At 44.9% G+C, this 13,927-nt stretch carries 15 protein-coding genes; 9 read left to right on the top strand and 6 right to left on the bottom strand.

The features are described 5' to 3' along the window. Nucleotides 1–259: 259 nt before the first annotated feature. The 3 genes from E7Z59_RS02115 to E7Z59_RS02105 form a co-directional block, all read right to left on the bottom strand. A complete protein-coding gene (locus E7Z59_RS02115; protein WP_136334639.1) occupies nucleotides 260–661 on the bottom strand; it encodes a hypothetical protein in 402 nt (133 codons plus the stop codon). Nucleotides 662–892: 231 nt separating this feature from the next. Further along, nucleotides 893–1,534, bottom strand: a complete 642-nt coding sequence (locus E7Z59_RS02110; RefSeq protein ID WP_136334638.1) for an SDR family oxidoreductase — start codon at nucleotides 1,532–1,534, stop codon at nucleotides 893–895. 96 nt (nucleotides 1,535–1,630) lie between these two features. After that, complete coding sequence (locus E7Z59_RS02105; protein ID WP_136334637.1) at nucleotides 1,631–3,214, bottom strand: amidohydrolase family protein; 1,584 nt, start codon at nucleotides 3,212–3,214, stop codon at nucleotides 1,631–1,633. Between the two features lie 144 nt (nucleotides 3,215–3,358). On the opposite strand from E7Z59_RS02105, the gene E7Z59_RS02100 reads away from it, so the two are divergent. Further along, nucleotides 3,359–3,703, top strand: coding sequence for a VOC family protein (locus E7Z59_RS02100; RefSeq protein ID WP_136334636.1), 345 nt, complete (start codon nucleotides 3,359–3,361; stop codon nucleotides 3,701–3,703). An 18-nt stretch (nucleotides 3,704–3,721) separates the two neighbouring features. Here the strand turns inward: E7Z59_RS02100 and E7Z59_RS02095 are convergent, their stop codons facing one another. Both E7Z59_RS02095 and E7Z59_RS02090 read right to left on the bottom strand, forming a co-directional pair. Next, a complete protein-coding gene (locus E7Z59_RS02095; RefSeq protein ID WP_136334635.1) occupies nucleotides 3,722–4,198 on the bottom strand; it encodes a cupin domain-containing protein in 477 nt (158 codons plus the stop codon). Nucleotides 4,199–4,316: 118 nt separating this feature from the next. Then, nucleotides 4,317–4,751 (bottom strand): RrF2 family transcriptional regulator, encoded by a 435-nt coding sequence (locus E7Z59_RS02090; RefSeq protein WP_136334634.1) that lies wholly within the window; start codon nucleotides 4,749–4,751, stop codon nucleotides 4,317–4,319. 151 nt (nucleotides 4,752–4,902) lie between these two features. Here E7Z59_RS02090 and E7Z59_RS02085 point away from each other — a divergent pair, with 151 nt between their 5' ends. The 8 genes from E7Z59_RS02085 to E7Z59_RS02050 all read left to right on the top strand — a co-directional run bounded on the left by E7Z59_RS02085 (nucleotide 4,903) and on the right by E7Z59_RS02050 (nucleotide 11,941). Continuing rightward, complete coding sequence (locus E7Z59_RS02085) at nucleotides 4,903–5,418, top strand: c-type cytochrome (RefSeq protein ID WP_136334633.1); 516 nt, start codon at nucleotides 4,903–4,905, stop codon at nucleotides 5,416–5,418. A 21-nt stretch (nucleotides 5,419–5,439) separates the two neighbouring features. Beyond that, nucleotides 5,440–6,024: a fasciclin domain-containing protein gene (locus E7Z59_RS02080; protein WP_136334632.1), complete on the top strand. Its 585-nt coding sequence runs from the start codon at nucleotides 5,440–5,442 to the stop codon at nucleotides 6,022–6,024. 43 nt (nucleotides 6,025–6,067) lie between these two features. Beyond that, a complete protein-coding gene (nosZ, locus tag E7Z59_RS02075) occupies nucleotides 6,068–8,035 on the top strand; it encodes a Sec-dependent nitrous-oxide reductase (protein ID WP_136334631.1) in 1,968 nt (655 codons plus the stop codon). Between the two features lie 85 nt (nucleotides 8,036–8,120). Next, a complete protein-coding gene (locus tag E7Z59_RS02070; RefSeq protein WP_136334630.1) occupies nucleotides 8,121–8,732 on the top strand; it encodes a hypothetical protein in 612 nt (203 codons plus the stop codon). A gap of 7 nt (nucleotides 8,733–8,739) precedes the next feature. Then, a complete protein-coding gene (locus E7Z59_RS02065; protein WP_136334629.1) occupies nucleotides 8,740–9,216 on the top strand; it encodes a nitrous oxide reductase accessory protein NosL in 477 nt (158 codons plus the stop codon). A 1-nt stretch (nucleotide 9,217) separates the two neighbouring features. After that, entirely contained in the window at nucleotides 9,218–10,456 is a 1,239-nt protein-coding gene (locus tag E7Z59_RS02060) for a nitrous oxide reductase family maturation protein NosD (protein WP_136334628.1), read from the top strand. Further along, on the top strand, nucleotides 10,453–11,166 hold the full coding sequence (locus tag E7Z59_RS02055) for an ABC transporter ATP-binding protein (protein WP_136334627.1): 714 nt from the start codon (nucleotides 10,453–10,455) through the stop codon (nucleotides 11,164–11,166). Before E7Z59_RS02060 ends, E7Z59_RS02055 begins: the two co-directional genes overlap by 4 nt. Continuing rightward, nucleotides 11,159–11,941 carry an ABC transporter permease gene (locus tag E7Z59_RS02050; RefSeq protein WP_136334626.1) on the top strand — a complete coding sequence of 261 codons (783 nt, stop codon included), beginning with the start codon at nucleotides 11,159–11,161 and terminating at the stop codon, nucleotides 11,939–11,941. Before E7Z59_RS02055 ends, E7Z59_RS02050 begins: the two co-directional genes overlap by 8 nt. 181 nt (nucleotides 11,942–12,122) lie before the next feature. On the opposite strand, the gene E7Z59_RS02045 is transcribed toward E7Z59_RS02050, so the two are convergent. After that, nucleotides 12,123–13,871 carry a glycoside hydrolase family 9 protein gene (locus tag E7Z59_RS02045; RefSeq protein WP_136334625.1) on the bottom strand — a complete coding sequence of 583 codons (1,749 nt, stop codon included), beginning with the start codon at nucleotides 13,869–13,871 and terminating at the stop codon, nucleotides 12,123–12,125. Nucleotides 13,872–13,927: the final 56 nt, after the last annotated feature.

Genomic DNA, 13,927 nt, shown 5'->3' with positions numbered 1-13,927 from the left:
ATTCTTCAATTTTTCTTTCTTAGAGACTTCTAAGCTAGGGGTGAAATCTTCCTGAAAACATGACAAAAGGCAGGTTTTAATTGGGCTTCCGGAATGATGCCTACTATTACGTTTGAGTAGCTATAAAAAAATCGAAAATTTTTATTTTTTCTTCATGGCACTAAAAAAATGGGTTTGTTTTAAGCTATGAAAGAGGGAGAGTTAGCTATTGGGATTTGCAATAGGAGCTATTCAGTTTCTTGCTCTTCAACGAGGTATTTCAGAGATCAATGGTTATGGAAAGCCCCGAGTAACGGACTTCTCTGTTATGGCCAATGGCCCCCGATTGCAACTGAAATTTGGCTTCTTTCTTGTGAAAAAATCCCCTTTCAAAAAAGTAAATACTGGATAGTCCGATTATTGCTCCGGAAATTGCCAAAGGCATGCCATCATTACAATCGTCAAAGAGACAATTATCAAGATTTTGAGACATGCCTCCTAAAAACATGGCCGTGCCACCCCCTAGTGTAATAAAGGCAACCGTGAAGTTCTGCTTCTTTTTCTTAGTATGAAAATCGAATAGCTCCGGAGAGGTTTGAGTTTCTTCCTCTTCGATTACCTGGGCCACGGTCCCGTAAAATGATCCGATAAAGAACAGGAGTGATAGAAAAAATGTTTTCATGACAACTGAATTATACTACTGAATATCAGTGATTAAGGGTTGTAATTCAATGATGGTGCTCATGAATAGGAAATAATCAGGAATTTTATTATTTACCCCGTCATTCAGTCGATTGAGTAAGATCATTTCAAGGGTTTTATACGGAGGTTTTCACATAAAAAACAACCCGATAAAAGTCGGGTTGTTTTTCTAATACTGTCAAAAGGATGAAATGAAATCATCGCCCGGTATTCAGGCCACTACTTCGTGGGCTTGTTTCAGGGCTTGTTCAACAGGCGTATGACCCTCGAGAATTTCAAAAGCCAGGTTGTTAGCCGTTTCTGTATCCAGGGCTTTAACCAGGGTTTGGGCTACATCTTCGCGACTGATCTCTCCTTTTCGGTCCAGGTATTTTTCTAAATCGATCTTTCCTTGCCCTTTTTTATTGGTCAAAGATCCGGGCCTGACAATGGTGTAAGAGATATTGCTCTTCATTAAATAGTGATCAGCCGCTTTTTTCGCCTTTAAGTAATCTTCCAGCTCTGGAACCGATTGTGGATCTTGGGTTCCCATAGAACTCAACATGACAAACTTTTTAACGCCTTCAGATATCGAAGCATCAATAAGCTTTATGGCTCCTTCCTTATCAATGCCTTTTACATCTTTTCCTTTAGAACCTGCAGCGAAGATGACCTTATCAATATTTTTGGTAACATGATCTACCTTTCCGGAGAGGTCTCCGAGAATGGCCTCTATTCCTTTTTCCTTGAAATCCTTCACCTGTTCCTCCTTTCGCACCATGGCGACCGGAGTAAAATGTTCAGATTGCTTTAAAATATTGATGATGATATTTCCTGTGGTGCCTGTGGCACCGGCTACTAATACTTGTTCCATAGTAATAGTATACAGTAACTCCGGCAGGTGTCAAAAGATAAAAAGCTGTTTAACGAAGGTTTAATATAAGTTTAGCAGTTGTTAAGTGATCTGCTGTCAATGCTGGTGTTGTGGATTGATACCCGGTTGTGTTATTTCGAAACCTTTTTCTTTCTTCGCTTTATCTACCATATCTTTCACATCCTTCAGTAGTTGTTTTGCATCGTACACCACCCCGTCTTTGATGGTGTATTTGACCCCGCCAACACGTACCACCTCATTGTCTTCCGTAAGTTTAATGGCTCCGGTGCCGTATAGTACCTTCAGGTTTACCAGCGGATTCTCTTCTACAATGACCAGGTCGGCCAGTTTACCAATGCTTACCGTTCCGATCTTATCGTCCATCTTCAGGGCTTCGGCCCCGCTTAGGGTAGCGGCCTTGATGATCTCCAGGGGGTGAAAACCGGCCTCTCTCAGCAATTCCATTTCGCGGATATAGGCAAAGCCGTATAGCTGAAAGATAAATCCGGAGTCAGAGCCAACGGTCACTCTACCGCCGCGATTCTTGTATTCATTTACAAAGGTCATCCACAACTGGTAGTTCTTCTTCCAGGCCACCTCCTGTTCGGTGCCCCAAAAATGCCAATAGGACCCGTGTGACACCATGCTGGGCTGGTAAAACTTCCACAGGGAAGGCAGGGTATAATCTTCGTGCCATTCGGCCCTTCGGGCCCGTTGCAGATCACGGCTGGCTTCGTAGATATTGAAGGTAGGGTCAAGGGTAAAATCCAGGTCGATCAGCTCGTTCATGACCTTGTTCCAGTGATCAGAATAAGGCTCGGCAGCCTGCTGCCAAAGCTTTCCGGCTTCTTCAAAACGATGTTGTTCGTTCTGGTAGTTATAATCTAAAGGGTAGTCCTGAACGGTTCTGTCGGTAAACAGGGCTTCCGGCAACCCATACCAATGCTCCATACTGGTAAGTCCGGCACGGGCAGAATGCAATACGTTCCATCCTGCTACGTTGAGCTGGGCATGATGGCAGGCCGAACCTAATCCAAGAGCTTTATTTTCTTCGAGGGCAGCCTGCATGATCTCAGGGGCAGCTCCAAAGAATTTAACGCCATCAGCACCATTTTTAGCGTTCTCTCGTACCCATTCCCGGGCCATTTCCGGAGTGCTGATCGGTTCTTCGCTTCCCTGGCCGAAAACCGTATAGGCGAATACCCTGGGAGCAACAATGCTGTTCTTTTTACTTTTCTTTTTAAGGTCCAGGGTCCCTTTAAGTCCGCGTCCCCCGGGTTCTCTCACCGTGGTTACGCCGTGGGCCATCCATAATTTAAATACATAATCCCAGTCGGCCCCCTGGGCTTCCCCTCCTATATGTCCGTGCATATCTACGAAGCCCGGTAACAGGTACATGCCTTCACAATCGAGTTCTTGTCCCCCTGCTTTAAGTTGCGGACGGTCTTCGTCTTTGATGGTCACGCCCGGATACCCCACATTGTGAATGCCGGTAATAATATTCTTCTCGATCACAATATCAACCGGTCCCATGGGCGGTGCCCCATTCCCGTTGATCAGGGTGACCCCCCTGATGATCAGTTGCTCAAAAGGCCCTTGATCGTGCAGGGATTCAGCAGATTGAGCATTGGTGGTAAATGAGAATATAGAACATAGAATAACAAGAAGGTATCGTTGCATATGAATTGGATTACGAATAACTGAATTTTGCCTCAAGATAGTACATAAAGACCTATTGTAATAATTTTTGAATTCGAGTACTGATGAATGACAAGTGTTTCTTTCTCCTGTATATTATTGTGACTAATAGAGTACCTTAGTGGTATGAGTACGAACAATCATATAGACTATATTGAATTCAAAGCTGCTGACCTGGAAGCGGTCAAGGCGTTCTATAGCGGCTGTTTTGGCTGGGAATTCACCGATTACGGAGAGGGGTATACGGCCTTTGCTGCCAGCGGACTGGCAGGGGGTTTTGAGAAGTCAACCAGCCCCGTGGTTAATGGAACCCTGGTAGTGCTTTACCATGAGGATCTGCCGGAAGTAAGCAAGCGCATCGTGGAGCATGGGGGTAAAATATCAGTTCCCATTTTCTCTTTTCCCGGAGGTCGCAGGTTTCACTTCAAAGACCCTGCAGGTAATGAATTGGCGGTGTGGTCGGATAAATAGTTACGGTTACCTCTGGTTTCAATCTACCTTGAGTTGTTCCGCAACCCGGTCGTAATCTTCCTGGCTTAACACCTCGGTCCATGTAGTCGGGGTAGTACCTCCATAGAGTGCCAGGTAGGTCACATCACTTTCTTTAGAAGAGGCATGCCAGTGTTCGGTATTTTCAGGACATTTTATCACATCACCGGCTTTCATACGAATAGGCTCTTTTCCTCTTTCCTGGTAATACCCTTCTCCCTCTACCACAATGATCACCTGAGGAGATGAGTGTTGATGCCAGTCAAGGGTCGAATTGGCCTTGAAAGTGGCTTTGGTGATCTCATAACCTAAATGATCACTCTCTTCTGTTAATCTGTTCAGCCAGGCTTCCCCTATATAATGGGTGTTGGGTGCCTTGGTGCCCTCATCTTTATAAGAGGCTACAGAATAATCTGAATCCTGTGAATAGCCTGTAATTGCGATTATACTGAAAAGAAGAAATGCAATTGTTTTCATAGGTGGTATTTTATTTAAAGATATAAAAATTACCCGTGCCGGTTTTGGAGGGTGTTTTATGACCACGTAATGGCGAGAAAGTACAATTCGTAGGAGGAGAAATCATTTCTTTAGCGAATTACAGTTTTAAAAAAACATTTCCTTTTTTTAGATCTTTAGCCAGGTCTTCTAAACTTGTAGTTTCCAAAAGGTGCTGTAGGTTATCCCTAACAGACTTAAAACGGTGATGAAGGGGACAAGGTCTGCTCTCGTCACACTCTTCAAGTCCTAGTCCGCAACCCTTGTAAATGGAATCCCCGTCAATGGCGGTAACTATCCGGGCCAGGGTAAAATTTTTCAGTGCATTTTCCGGTACGTGGAAACCTCCATTGGTACCTCGGGTAGATTTAATGAGTTTTTGCTTTACAAGTTTCTGAAGAATCTTGGAAGTAAAGGCCGAGGGTGAATTGATATGATCTGCTATTTCCTTTAAACTAACCGCCTTTCCTTCTGAGGAATTAGAGACAATAAAGATGGTGGCTTTTATTCCGTATTCACAGGCTTTTGAAAACATAGGATGCTGATTTATTGGTTTTAAGGAGTGTTATAAAATTAAATTGGACATTTTTATCCAATTATGATAAATGTCATCGTTTTTGATAACACCCCCTACCTAAATTTGAGATGTATTTACAATATAAGTCTAAAATATAATTTCAAAAACCATGAAGAAAATCAGCCATATCATTTTACTACTGTTCGGCCTTTTATTAATGGCCTGCGGGGGTAAGGAAGAGAAAAAAAAGGAGGGTTTTGAATACGCCACCCCCCAAACGGAAAAAAAGGAAGTTCTTAAGGAACAAGCCACACAATCTGATGAGGTACCCGCATCCCAACGTATTACTCTTGATGAAAAAGGAGTTGGCCCCATTGAGAATATCACCCTTGATCCCGCGATCGATCAGGCTATGGTGGATAGGGGTGCCGCTCTGTTTAAAACCAATTGTACAGCCTGCCACAAGGTAGAACGAAGGTTCATTGGTCCCTCTCCTAAAGGGATCATGAAGAGAAGAAGTCCCGAGTGGATCATGAATATGATCCTTGATCCGCAACTGATGGTCGAGCAGGACCGTTGTGCCAAAGATCTGTTGGTGGAGTTTAACGGGGCCGCCATGGCTAACCAAAACATAACCGAAGAGCAGGCCCGGGATATCCTGGAATACTTCAGAACATTAGAATAATTATCAATAAAACACAATCCTATGAAACCATTCCACCAATTAATTTTCAAAATGGCCCTACTGGTACTTTTTGTCATGGTTGGCTGTAAACAGAGTAGTTCGGGTACAACTGAGGCCCCTGGTAATAATGCAGCTACCACCGACCAGTATAGTAAAGAACAGGGACAAGCCTTTATCGAGGGCGATGTAGGCAAGCCTAACGTATTGCAGATTGCGCTGGGCTCTGAAGATCACACCATCCTGGTTAAAGCCGTTCAGGCTGCCGACCTGGAAAATGCGCTGGTCAATGCAGGACCACTTATGGTTTTTGCTCCTACAGATGAGGCCTTTGAAGCCCTTCCTGAAGAGGCGCTTAATGACCTTTTAAAACCTGAAAATAAAGATGCGCTGGCAAACATTCTGAAGTACCATGTAACTCCGGGAAACTACACCAAAGACTTTCTTAAGAAATTCAAAAAGGTAGGACAGGCCAACGACCAATCGGCACCGGTAGAAGTAAAGGGTGACGACGTTTATGTTGGCGGGGCGAAGATTATAGCCAGCGTACCGGCCGGGAATGGAATCGTGCATGTTGTAGACAAAGTCATGCTTCCTCCCTCTGAATAGTCACTATCAATAGTTCAACGTATTACATTAAAAACAACAACCTATGCAATTTAAAAACTTCAATAGATTAGCCTTTTTAGGGGTGTTTTCTTTACTCTTATTCTCCGGTTGCGGAAATCAGGGAAGTAAAGAAGGAGCCAACGGAGCCCTGAATTCCAGCGCTGCCGAAAAGGTATACGTAGCTCCGGGAGAAAAAGATGATTATTATGCTTTTCTTTCAGGAGGTTACAGCGGAAATTTAACGGTTTACGGTTTGCCCTCAGGAAGAATGTTCAAGGAGATTCCTGTATTTTCTCAATTTCCTACCTCAGGATACGGGTATTCTGAAGAAACCAAACCTTTGTTGAACACCTCTCACGGATTCATTCCCTGGGATGACCTTCACCATCCTGATATTTCACAGACCAATGGAGAACTTGACGGGCGCTGGGTATTTGTAAACGGTAATAATACTCCCCGGATTGCCAGGGTAAGTCTGGCAACCTTCGAAACTGAAGAGATCATTGAAATACCCAACAGTGCGGGTAACCACAGTTCGTCATTTATAACGGAAAATACCGAGTATGTGGTGGCCGGAACCCGGTTTTCGGTACCGGTACCTCAACGCGATATGCCTATTAATGAATACAAAGGAAACTTTAAAGGAGCCCTTACCTTTATCGGGGTAGAGCCGGAACACGGACATATGGAAATCAAATTCCAGGTAATCATGCCCGGGTTTAATTATGACCTGTCGCACCCCGGACGTGGAAAATCTCATGGATGGTTCTTCTTTAGTACCTATAATACCGAAGAGGCCAGCTCGCTACTGGAGGTAAACGCCTCCCAGAACGACAAGGATTTTATCGCAGCCATTAATTGGAAGAAAATAGAAGAGTATATCGCCAATGGAGGCGGAAAGATGGTGCCCGCCGAATACGCTCATAATGTCTATGATGAATCTACTCACATGGCCACATCAACCATGATAGATGAGGTACTCACGGTAGATCCTACTGAGATTCCCGGTGCCGTATACCTGCTGCCAACGCCAAAATCGCCTCACGGCTGTGACGTAGACCCAAGCGGACAGTACATTATTGGATCAGGAAAGCTTTCAGCCGATATCACCGTACACTCTTTTGATAAGATGATTGCAGCCATAGAAAATGAAAAATTTGACGGGGATGCCTATGGTATTCCGATCCTGAATTTTGAAGAAGTATTGGCCGGTACGGTGAAAAGTGGAGGTCTCGGACCCCTGCATACCGAGTTTGACAGTGATGGTAATGCCTATACCACCTTCTTCATCTCCTCTGAGGTGGTTAAATGGAAGTTGGGATCATGGGAGGTGGTAGACCGAAAACCCACCTTCTACTCTGTAGGACACTTGATGATTCCCGGGGGGAATTCAAGAAAGCCCTTTGGTAACTACCTGGTGGCCATGAACAAGATCACCAAGGACCGATACTTGCCTACCGGCCCGGAGATGGAGCACTCTGCCCAGATCTATGATATTTCAGGTGAAAAAATGGAGCTCATCTATGACTTCCCTACCCACGGAGAACCACATTATGCGGCAGGATGTCCGGCAGAATTGCTGGCGCCTAAATCGCGCAAGATCTACCGCTTAGATGAGAACAAGCACCCCTATGCTGCTATCGGCCCTGAAGGCGCTAAGGTGGAAAGAAATGGTAAAGAGGTGCACGTATATATGTCTACCATAAGAAGTCACTTTACTCCTGATAACATCGAGGGGATTAAAGTGGGAGACAAGGTGTATTTTCATATTACCAATCTCGAACAAGACTTTGATGTGCCCCACGGATTCAGTATGATCGGACAGAATACTTCTGAGATTCTGGTCATGCCGGGACAGACCAAAACAACGGTCTGGGAGCCAAAGAAACCCGGAGTCTGGCCATTTTATTGCACGGATTTTTGTTCTGCACTACACCAGGAAATGCAGGGATACGTAAGGGTATCCCCGGCGGGTTCTAAGGTAGAACTCAAGTGGTCTGTGGGAGAATAGTATTGTGTAAAGTTGCGCAGGTGGCGATAGTGGCTTCCCGCTCCGTCACCTGCTTTTTATTTAGAATCTGATAATACAGGATACCATGAAAAAAGCGAGTTTGCTAATGATGCTGGGAGCCTTGCTTCTCCTGGGGTTGTTTCAGTTTCCGTTATGGAATATCATGTTGGGGGCACCCCAATATCCGGAACCTCTTGGGATTAATATCTTCATAAACGGACTGGAAGGGCAAAGTGAGTTCGATCTTCAGAATATTGACGGGCTCAACCATTATATCGGGATGAAAACCCTGCCAAAACCGGAAGATATGTGGGAATTCTCCGTTTTTCCCCTGGTGATTGGAGGGATGGCATTGCTCGGTTTTCTTCTCGGAGTCTTCGGATTATTGGGTAAAATAGGGGCCAGATGGTTCCTGGGTTGGCTTATCCTCATGACGGTTTTAGGGGTTTTAGGAATGTACGATTTTAATGCCTGGATGATCGACTACGGCACTAACCTCGATCCGAATGCAATCATGAAGCTCCAGAATCCAGACGGAACCCCGATGTCGTACAAGCCGCCATTGTTAGGGCATAAACAACTTTTGAATTTTGACGCCTATTCCTACCCGCGTTTAGGGGGGTACCTCATGGGGTTTGGCATGGTGCTTACCTTCTTTGCCTACCTGGTGGGAAGAAAAAAAGAATATCAAAACTAAATAGATCATGTCAGGATTACGTATCGCATATTCGTTTTTGTCTATTGCAATGCTGTTCGTTTTGTGGGGTTGCTCCAGGGGTGAGCCAAGACCAATAAACTACGGCTCTGACGGATGCCACTATTGTAAAATGACCATAGTAGATAAGATTCACGGGGCCGAATTAATAACAGGGAAGGGAAAGATCTATACCTTCGATGCCCTGGAATGCCTGATCCACTACCTTAAGGAATCTGAATTAAAAGATGGAGATCAATACCTTACCAACGTCTATGAAGCACCCGAATCTTTGGTTGGGGTTGAACACTCCGTATTCCTTATCAGTGAGAATATGCCCAGCCCGATGGGTGCGAACCTGACGGCCTTCCAATCTGCAGAAAAGGCAAAAGAACTTCAGGAAAAAAAGCAGGGAACCCTGTTTTCCTGGGAAGAATTGTTAGAAAAGCAACTCCACCCTGTTGGTCCTGAACCTAAATCATATTAAAATGATCTTACTCCAGAGATATATTGCCTTCATTTTCTTGCTGCTGGGTATTCCGGTAACGGCAGGCACCCTTATCGTGAGCCCCGATGGCCCGGTATATTCCGTGAAAGCAGCCCTGGAGCAGGCCGCAGCAGGAGATACCATTCTTGTGAGAGCGGGGGTGTATAAGGAGTATAACCTGCTGATCGATAAACCGGTGACCCTGATGGGCGAAGGCCTTCCGGTGATCGATGGGGAAGATCAGGGAGAAATCATCAGAGTGGTCGCCGATAATGTGCATATTGAAGGGTTGCTCATAAGAAATGTAGGTACCAGCTATACCAGCGATCATGCTGCCATTCGAATGGTTCGTTGTGAGAACTTTCTGATAAAGAATATGGTCTTCGAAAAGCTATTCTTCGGTATTTTTTTAGAGAAAAGTAATAAAGGCATTATTTCCGGAAACAAGATTACCGGTGATGCCACCGATGAATACAGTTCCGGCAATGGTATCCATCTCTGGTATTCCCATGAGGTAAAAGTTCTGGATAATTCCGTAGAGGGGGTAAGAGATGGCATCTACCTCGAGTTCTCTGATCATATCCTGATCAAGGATAACACCAGTAAGGGGAACCTCCGGTATGGCCTGCATTTTATGTTCTCCAATAACGATACCTATATCAACAATGTTTTCAAGGACAATGGGGCAGGTGTAGCCGTGATGTTCTCCAAACATATCAAAATGTTTGATAACCATTTCCTGAAGAACTGGGGTACCGCTTCTTTTGGATTGTTGCTCAAGGAGATCAACGATTCTGAAATAAAGGGGAATGTTTTTGAACAAAATACGGTAGGCATCAATATAGAGGGTTCAAACCGGGTTCATTACGATAGCAATGACTTTATAAGTAACGGGTGGGCAGTAAAAGTGCTGGGGGCATGTTATACCAATATCTTCACCCGGAATAACTTTCTGAGCAACTCCTTTGATGTATCCTACAATAACAGCATGAACGACAATACTTTTCACGGCAATTACTGGAGTGAATATACCGGGTATGACTTGAATAAAGATGGTGTGGGCGATGTGCCTTACCGTCCGGTCAAATTGTTTTCCTATGTGGTTAACCGTACCCCGGAGACCCTGGTGCTGCTGAGAAGCCTCTTCGTTGATATGATCGATTTTTCCGAAAAGGTATCCCCTGTTTTTACCCCTGATGCCTTGGTGGATGCCACCCCCTTAATTAAAAGAAGAAAATGATAGCAGTAGAGCAGTTATATAAGCGTTTTGGAAAGAACGAGGTACTAAAAGGGATTGATTTGAAAGTTGATCAACCCGGTGTCTATGCCATTTTAGGGCCTAACGGGAGTGGTAAAACTACCCTGATAAAAGCTATTTTGGGTATGGTGATCCCCAATAAGGGAGAGATTACCGTGAACGGTAATAATGTTTCGAAAAGTCCTGTATACAGGCAAGACATCGGGTACCTTCCGCAGATCGCAAACTTTCCCGCCAACCTTACGGTAAAGGAAATCATCAGAATGATTCAGGATCTTCGAAACAGCACTCCCGACACCGGGCAATTGATCGAATGGTTCGGGCTTCAGCCCTTCCTCGATAAAAAGCTTAATACGCTCTCCGGAGGTACCCGCCAAAAAGTGAACCTCGTGCTTACCCTGATGTTTGACAGTCCGCTGATTATTTTGGATGAACCGACTTCCGGACTTGATCCGGTGGCGCTGTTGAAGTTGAAAAGATTGATACGTCATGAGCGGGAAGCCGGGAAGACCATCCTGATCACCTCTCATATCATGAGTTTTGTTGAGGAAATGGCAGATGAGATCATTTTCCTGCTGGAAGGCCGTATTCACTTCAGGGGCAGTGTACATGCCCTGAAAGAAAAGACACATACTCACGATTTTGAAAAGGCTATTGCCAAAACCTTAACCTTAAATGATTCCTATGTTTAAGATATTAAAATACAGTTTTTACGATCTGATGAGAAGCCGGTGGAGCTATGTCTATTTACTGTTTTACCTGGCCCTGGGCTTTGTTTTGCTATTCCTCAACAATGACCTTTCTAAAGGGGTGATTACTCTGATGAACGTGATCGTGATCCTGGTACCTCTGATCGGGACGATCTTTGGGGTGATGTATTATTACAATTCCAGAGAATTTACCACGCTGTTGCTGGCGCTGCCCTTAAAAAGATTTACCATATTTATTGGGCAATACCTAGGGGTTGGATTGTCTCTTTCTTTTAGTCTGTTAATAGGTTTGGGAATTCCCTTTGCCAGTTACGGTCTTTTTCAATCAGATGCTGTTGGGCAATTTAGTTTGTTGCTGATCACCGGGGTGTTTTTAACACTTATTTTTACGGCTATATCCTTCAGCATTGCCCTGTACAATGATAATAAGATCAAAGGGTTTAGTTACGCAATTTTATTGTGGTTGATCATGGCAGTTATTTATGACGGTGTATTTCTGATGACCCTGGTGGTGTTTGAAGAGTATCCCCTGGATAACTTTTCTATTTTGGCAACCCTATTAAACCCTATAGATCTGTCCAGGATACTGATCCTGCTTAAACTTGATATTTCTGCATTGCTCGGATACACCGGTGCGATCTTTCAAGGCTTTTTTGGCACCGGTGCCGGAATGGTTGTTTCCTTATCCTGTCTTGCACTCTGGGTAATTCTGCCCTGCATGAATATGTACCGGAAGGCACGGGTCAAAGACTTTTAGAGAAACACCCAATTCAAGGCGAAACGAATCATTCCTTCCTCATAGCCATTCAAATTGAAAAGGTTGAAGTGATTTCCACACGAATTCTCGCTCCTCTTTAATTATGGCTGGAAAGGTCGGCCTGCTAGGAGGTGATCTTCTTGGATCTGCCGTTTTACTTATCTGGTAGAACTACGCTTCATTACAATCCACCGGTAACAGCTAATATGAACCACCCGGCATGAGGGATCCATTGCTCAGGCCACCTCCATAGCTGGGCAGGATCTTCGTTTTGAGGCGAAGGCAGAAAGGCAATGTCTGCTTCGTTGTCAACACCTGCAGTTATACCGTTGGCAATGCCTCCTTCATAATTCCAGTCGTGCGGATCCAGGTATTCCGGGTTGTTATAGCCTATCCCGTCAAGCATGGATATATTAAAAGGGTTCAACCCGAGGATCCAATTCACCTGGTCCTGGTAAAATTCTCTCGCGGATTCATTCTGCTCAGCACGAAGGTACTTGTTGCAAAGCTTAAAGGCGGCAGCCAACGATGCCAGCCTGGCGTTTTCTCCCTGGTACCAATATCCGGATTCGTTTTTATGAGGAATAAAGAAAGAAGCCCTTGGGGCCTCATCAATGGCTTTTACATATTGCCTGGGGTAACCGAATGGATTGACAACCTCATTGGTAATGGATAAGGTAAAATCAAGATGTTGCTGAATGGTGGCAATGGCCTTTTCTCTTAACGGCTGATCTTCTTCAAGATCCAGGTACCGGTTTAAGGCTATCAGCGGGTAGCCTGCTTCTGCAGCGTGAAAGTAGGGGCGGGTGCCTTGATCGGCTGTAAACCAACCGCTGTAGTTGTCATTTTTAGAGATTCTTTTGTTGAGATTCTCTGCCCGCATACGTGCATGATCTAAATATGCCGGTTTTTTGGTAGCGTTGAAGAGCTCGGTCGCAGCCATAAGGGCGCAATAATCATCGATGATGTTTTCCCGGCCGTCATCACAATAGCTTGGATTGTTTTCCAACAGATGGGCAAATCCCTTTTCGGCTGTTTCTAAGTAAACAGTACTGTCGTATTCACCCGAAATCCCCGCTGCACTTAACCGGGCCAGGGCGGCAATTGAGATTCCCGCTCCTTCTCTGAAGGCAGCCTGATATTCATCGGTTCGGGTACCGTTCTGGGTTTCATAAGCACAAACTTCCCGCTTGCTTGGGTCTTTACTCCAGGTATCAAAGATCGTGGTGTAAAAGTATCCTTCGGGATCCTGCATTCTGACCAGGAAATCAGCCCCATAAGCGGCCTCCTGAACATATTGCGCTGCGAGTTCCGGGTAGCGTTGCTCCATACGCAGGGCAGCATCATACAGGTTGTACACTACTAAGGGAGTTTGTTGTGGGGCCATAAAATTGGTATAACACAAATGGCTAAGGTATTTACTGTAATCGCCCGAAGCATCATACCAACCGCCATGTACGTCTACCGTATCCGTCCGATCCCCGAAAAAGGATATAGCCTTGTCCCATTCTTCATACTCCTCAGCAGGGTGTATCGATTGGAATCCCTTTAGGATGAGGGGCAGCGTAGATGACGCCAGCAGATGTTCTTTTATCTCGAAAGGTGGTGTTTGGGTTTCGGTACCTTTTACCTGAATGGTATATTTCCCAGGGGCGGTTACCTCCGTAAAGTAACCCGCAAACGCTGCTCCGGTATGCCACTGATCGGTACGCCCCCCTTCCTGAAAGGTGCCTTTATAGACTACTTCTCCGGCCTCATTCATTACCTCAAAACCCTGGGGTTTAGATGAAGTAGTGGTCTGAAAAATGACTTTTTTAATGGCATTGGCATCATAACCCAGATGGTTGGTCAGAAGTTCTCCCTCCGGGTTAGAGGTGCAGGCAACAAAGAATAGGCTTAGCAGGATGAGGTAAGTATATATGCTTTTCATGATGCTTCTGTTTTTAATGGGTGCTTATTAAATATGGGTATGGTTTTACGGCTTTG

The sequence above is a fragment of the Robertkochia marina genome, from assembly GCF_004799345.1.
GTDB lineage: Bacteria > Bacteroidota > Bacteroidia > Flavobacteriales > Flavobacteriaceae > Robertkochia > Robertkochia marina.
This window is presented reverse-complemented; position numbering and strand designations above follow the sequence as displayed.

Coding starts and splice junctions, on each gene's coding strand:
- E7Z59_RS02115 (WP_136334639.1), bottom strand. CDS start 661: ATGAAAACATTTTTTCTATCACTCCTGTTCTTTATCGGATCATTTTAC.
- E7Z59_RS02110 (WP_136334638.1), bottom strand. CDS start 1,534: ATGGAACAAGTATTAGTAGCCGGTGCCACAGGCACCACAGGAAATATC.
- E7Z59_RS02105 (WP_136334637.1), bottom strand. CDS start 3,214: ATGCAACGATACCTTCTTGTTATTCTATGTTCTATATTCTCATTTACC.
- E7Z59_RS02100 (WP_136334636.1), top strand. CDS start 3,359: ATGAGTACGAACAATCATATAGACTATATTGAATTCAAAGCTGCTGAC.
- E7Z59_RS02095 (WP_136334635.1), bottom strand. CDS start 4,198: ATGAAAACAATTGCATTTCTTCTTTTCAGTATAATCGCAATTACAGGC.
- E7Z59_RS02090 (WP_136334634.1), bottom strand. CDS start 4,751: ATGTTTTCAAAAGCCTGTGAATACGGAATAAAAGCCACCATCTTTATT.
- E7Z59_RS02085 (WP_136334633.1), top strand. CDS start 4,903: ATGAAGAAAATCAGCCATATCATTTTACTACTGTTCGGCCTTTTATTA.
- E7Z59_RS02080 (WP_136334632.1), top strand. CDS start 5,440: ATGAAACCATTCCACCAATTAATTTTCAAAATGGCCCTACTGGTACTT.
- nosZ (WP_136334631.1), top strand. CDS start 6,068: ATGCAATTTAAAAACTTCAATAGATTAGCCTTTTTAGGGGTGTTTTCT.
- E7Z59_RS02070 (WP_136334630.1), top strand. CDS start 8,121: ATGAAAAAAGCGAGTTTGCTAATGATGCTGGGAGCCTTGCTTCTCCTG.
- E7Z59_RS02065 (WP_136334629.1), top strand. CDS start 8,740: ATGTCAGGATTACGTATCGCATATTCGTTTTTGTCTATTGCAATGCTG.
- E7Z59_RS02060 (WP_136334628.1), top strand. CDS start 9,218: ATGATCTTACTCCAGAGATATATTGCCTTCATTTTCTTGCTGCTGGGT.
- E7Z59_RS02055 (WP_136334627.1), top strand. CDS start 10,453: ATGATAGCAGTAGAGCAGTTATATAAGCGTTTTGGAAAGAACGAGGTA.
- E7Z59_RS02050 (WP_136334626.1), top strand. CDS start 11,159: ATGTTTAAGATATTAAAATACAGTTTTTACGATCTGATGAGAAGCCGG.
- E7Z59_RS02045 (WP_136334625.1), bottom strand. CDS start 13,871: ATGAAAAGCATATATACTTACCTCATCCTGCTAAGCCTATTCTTTGTT.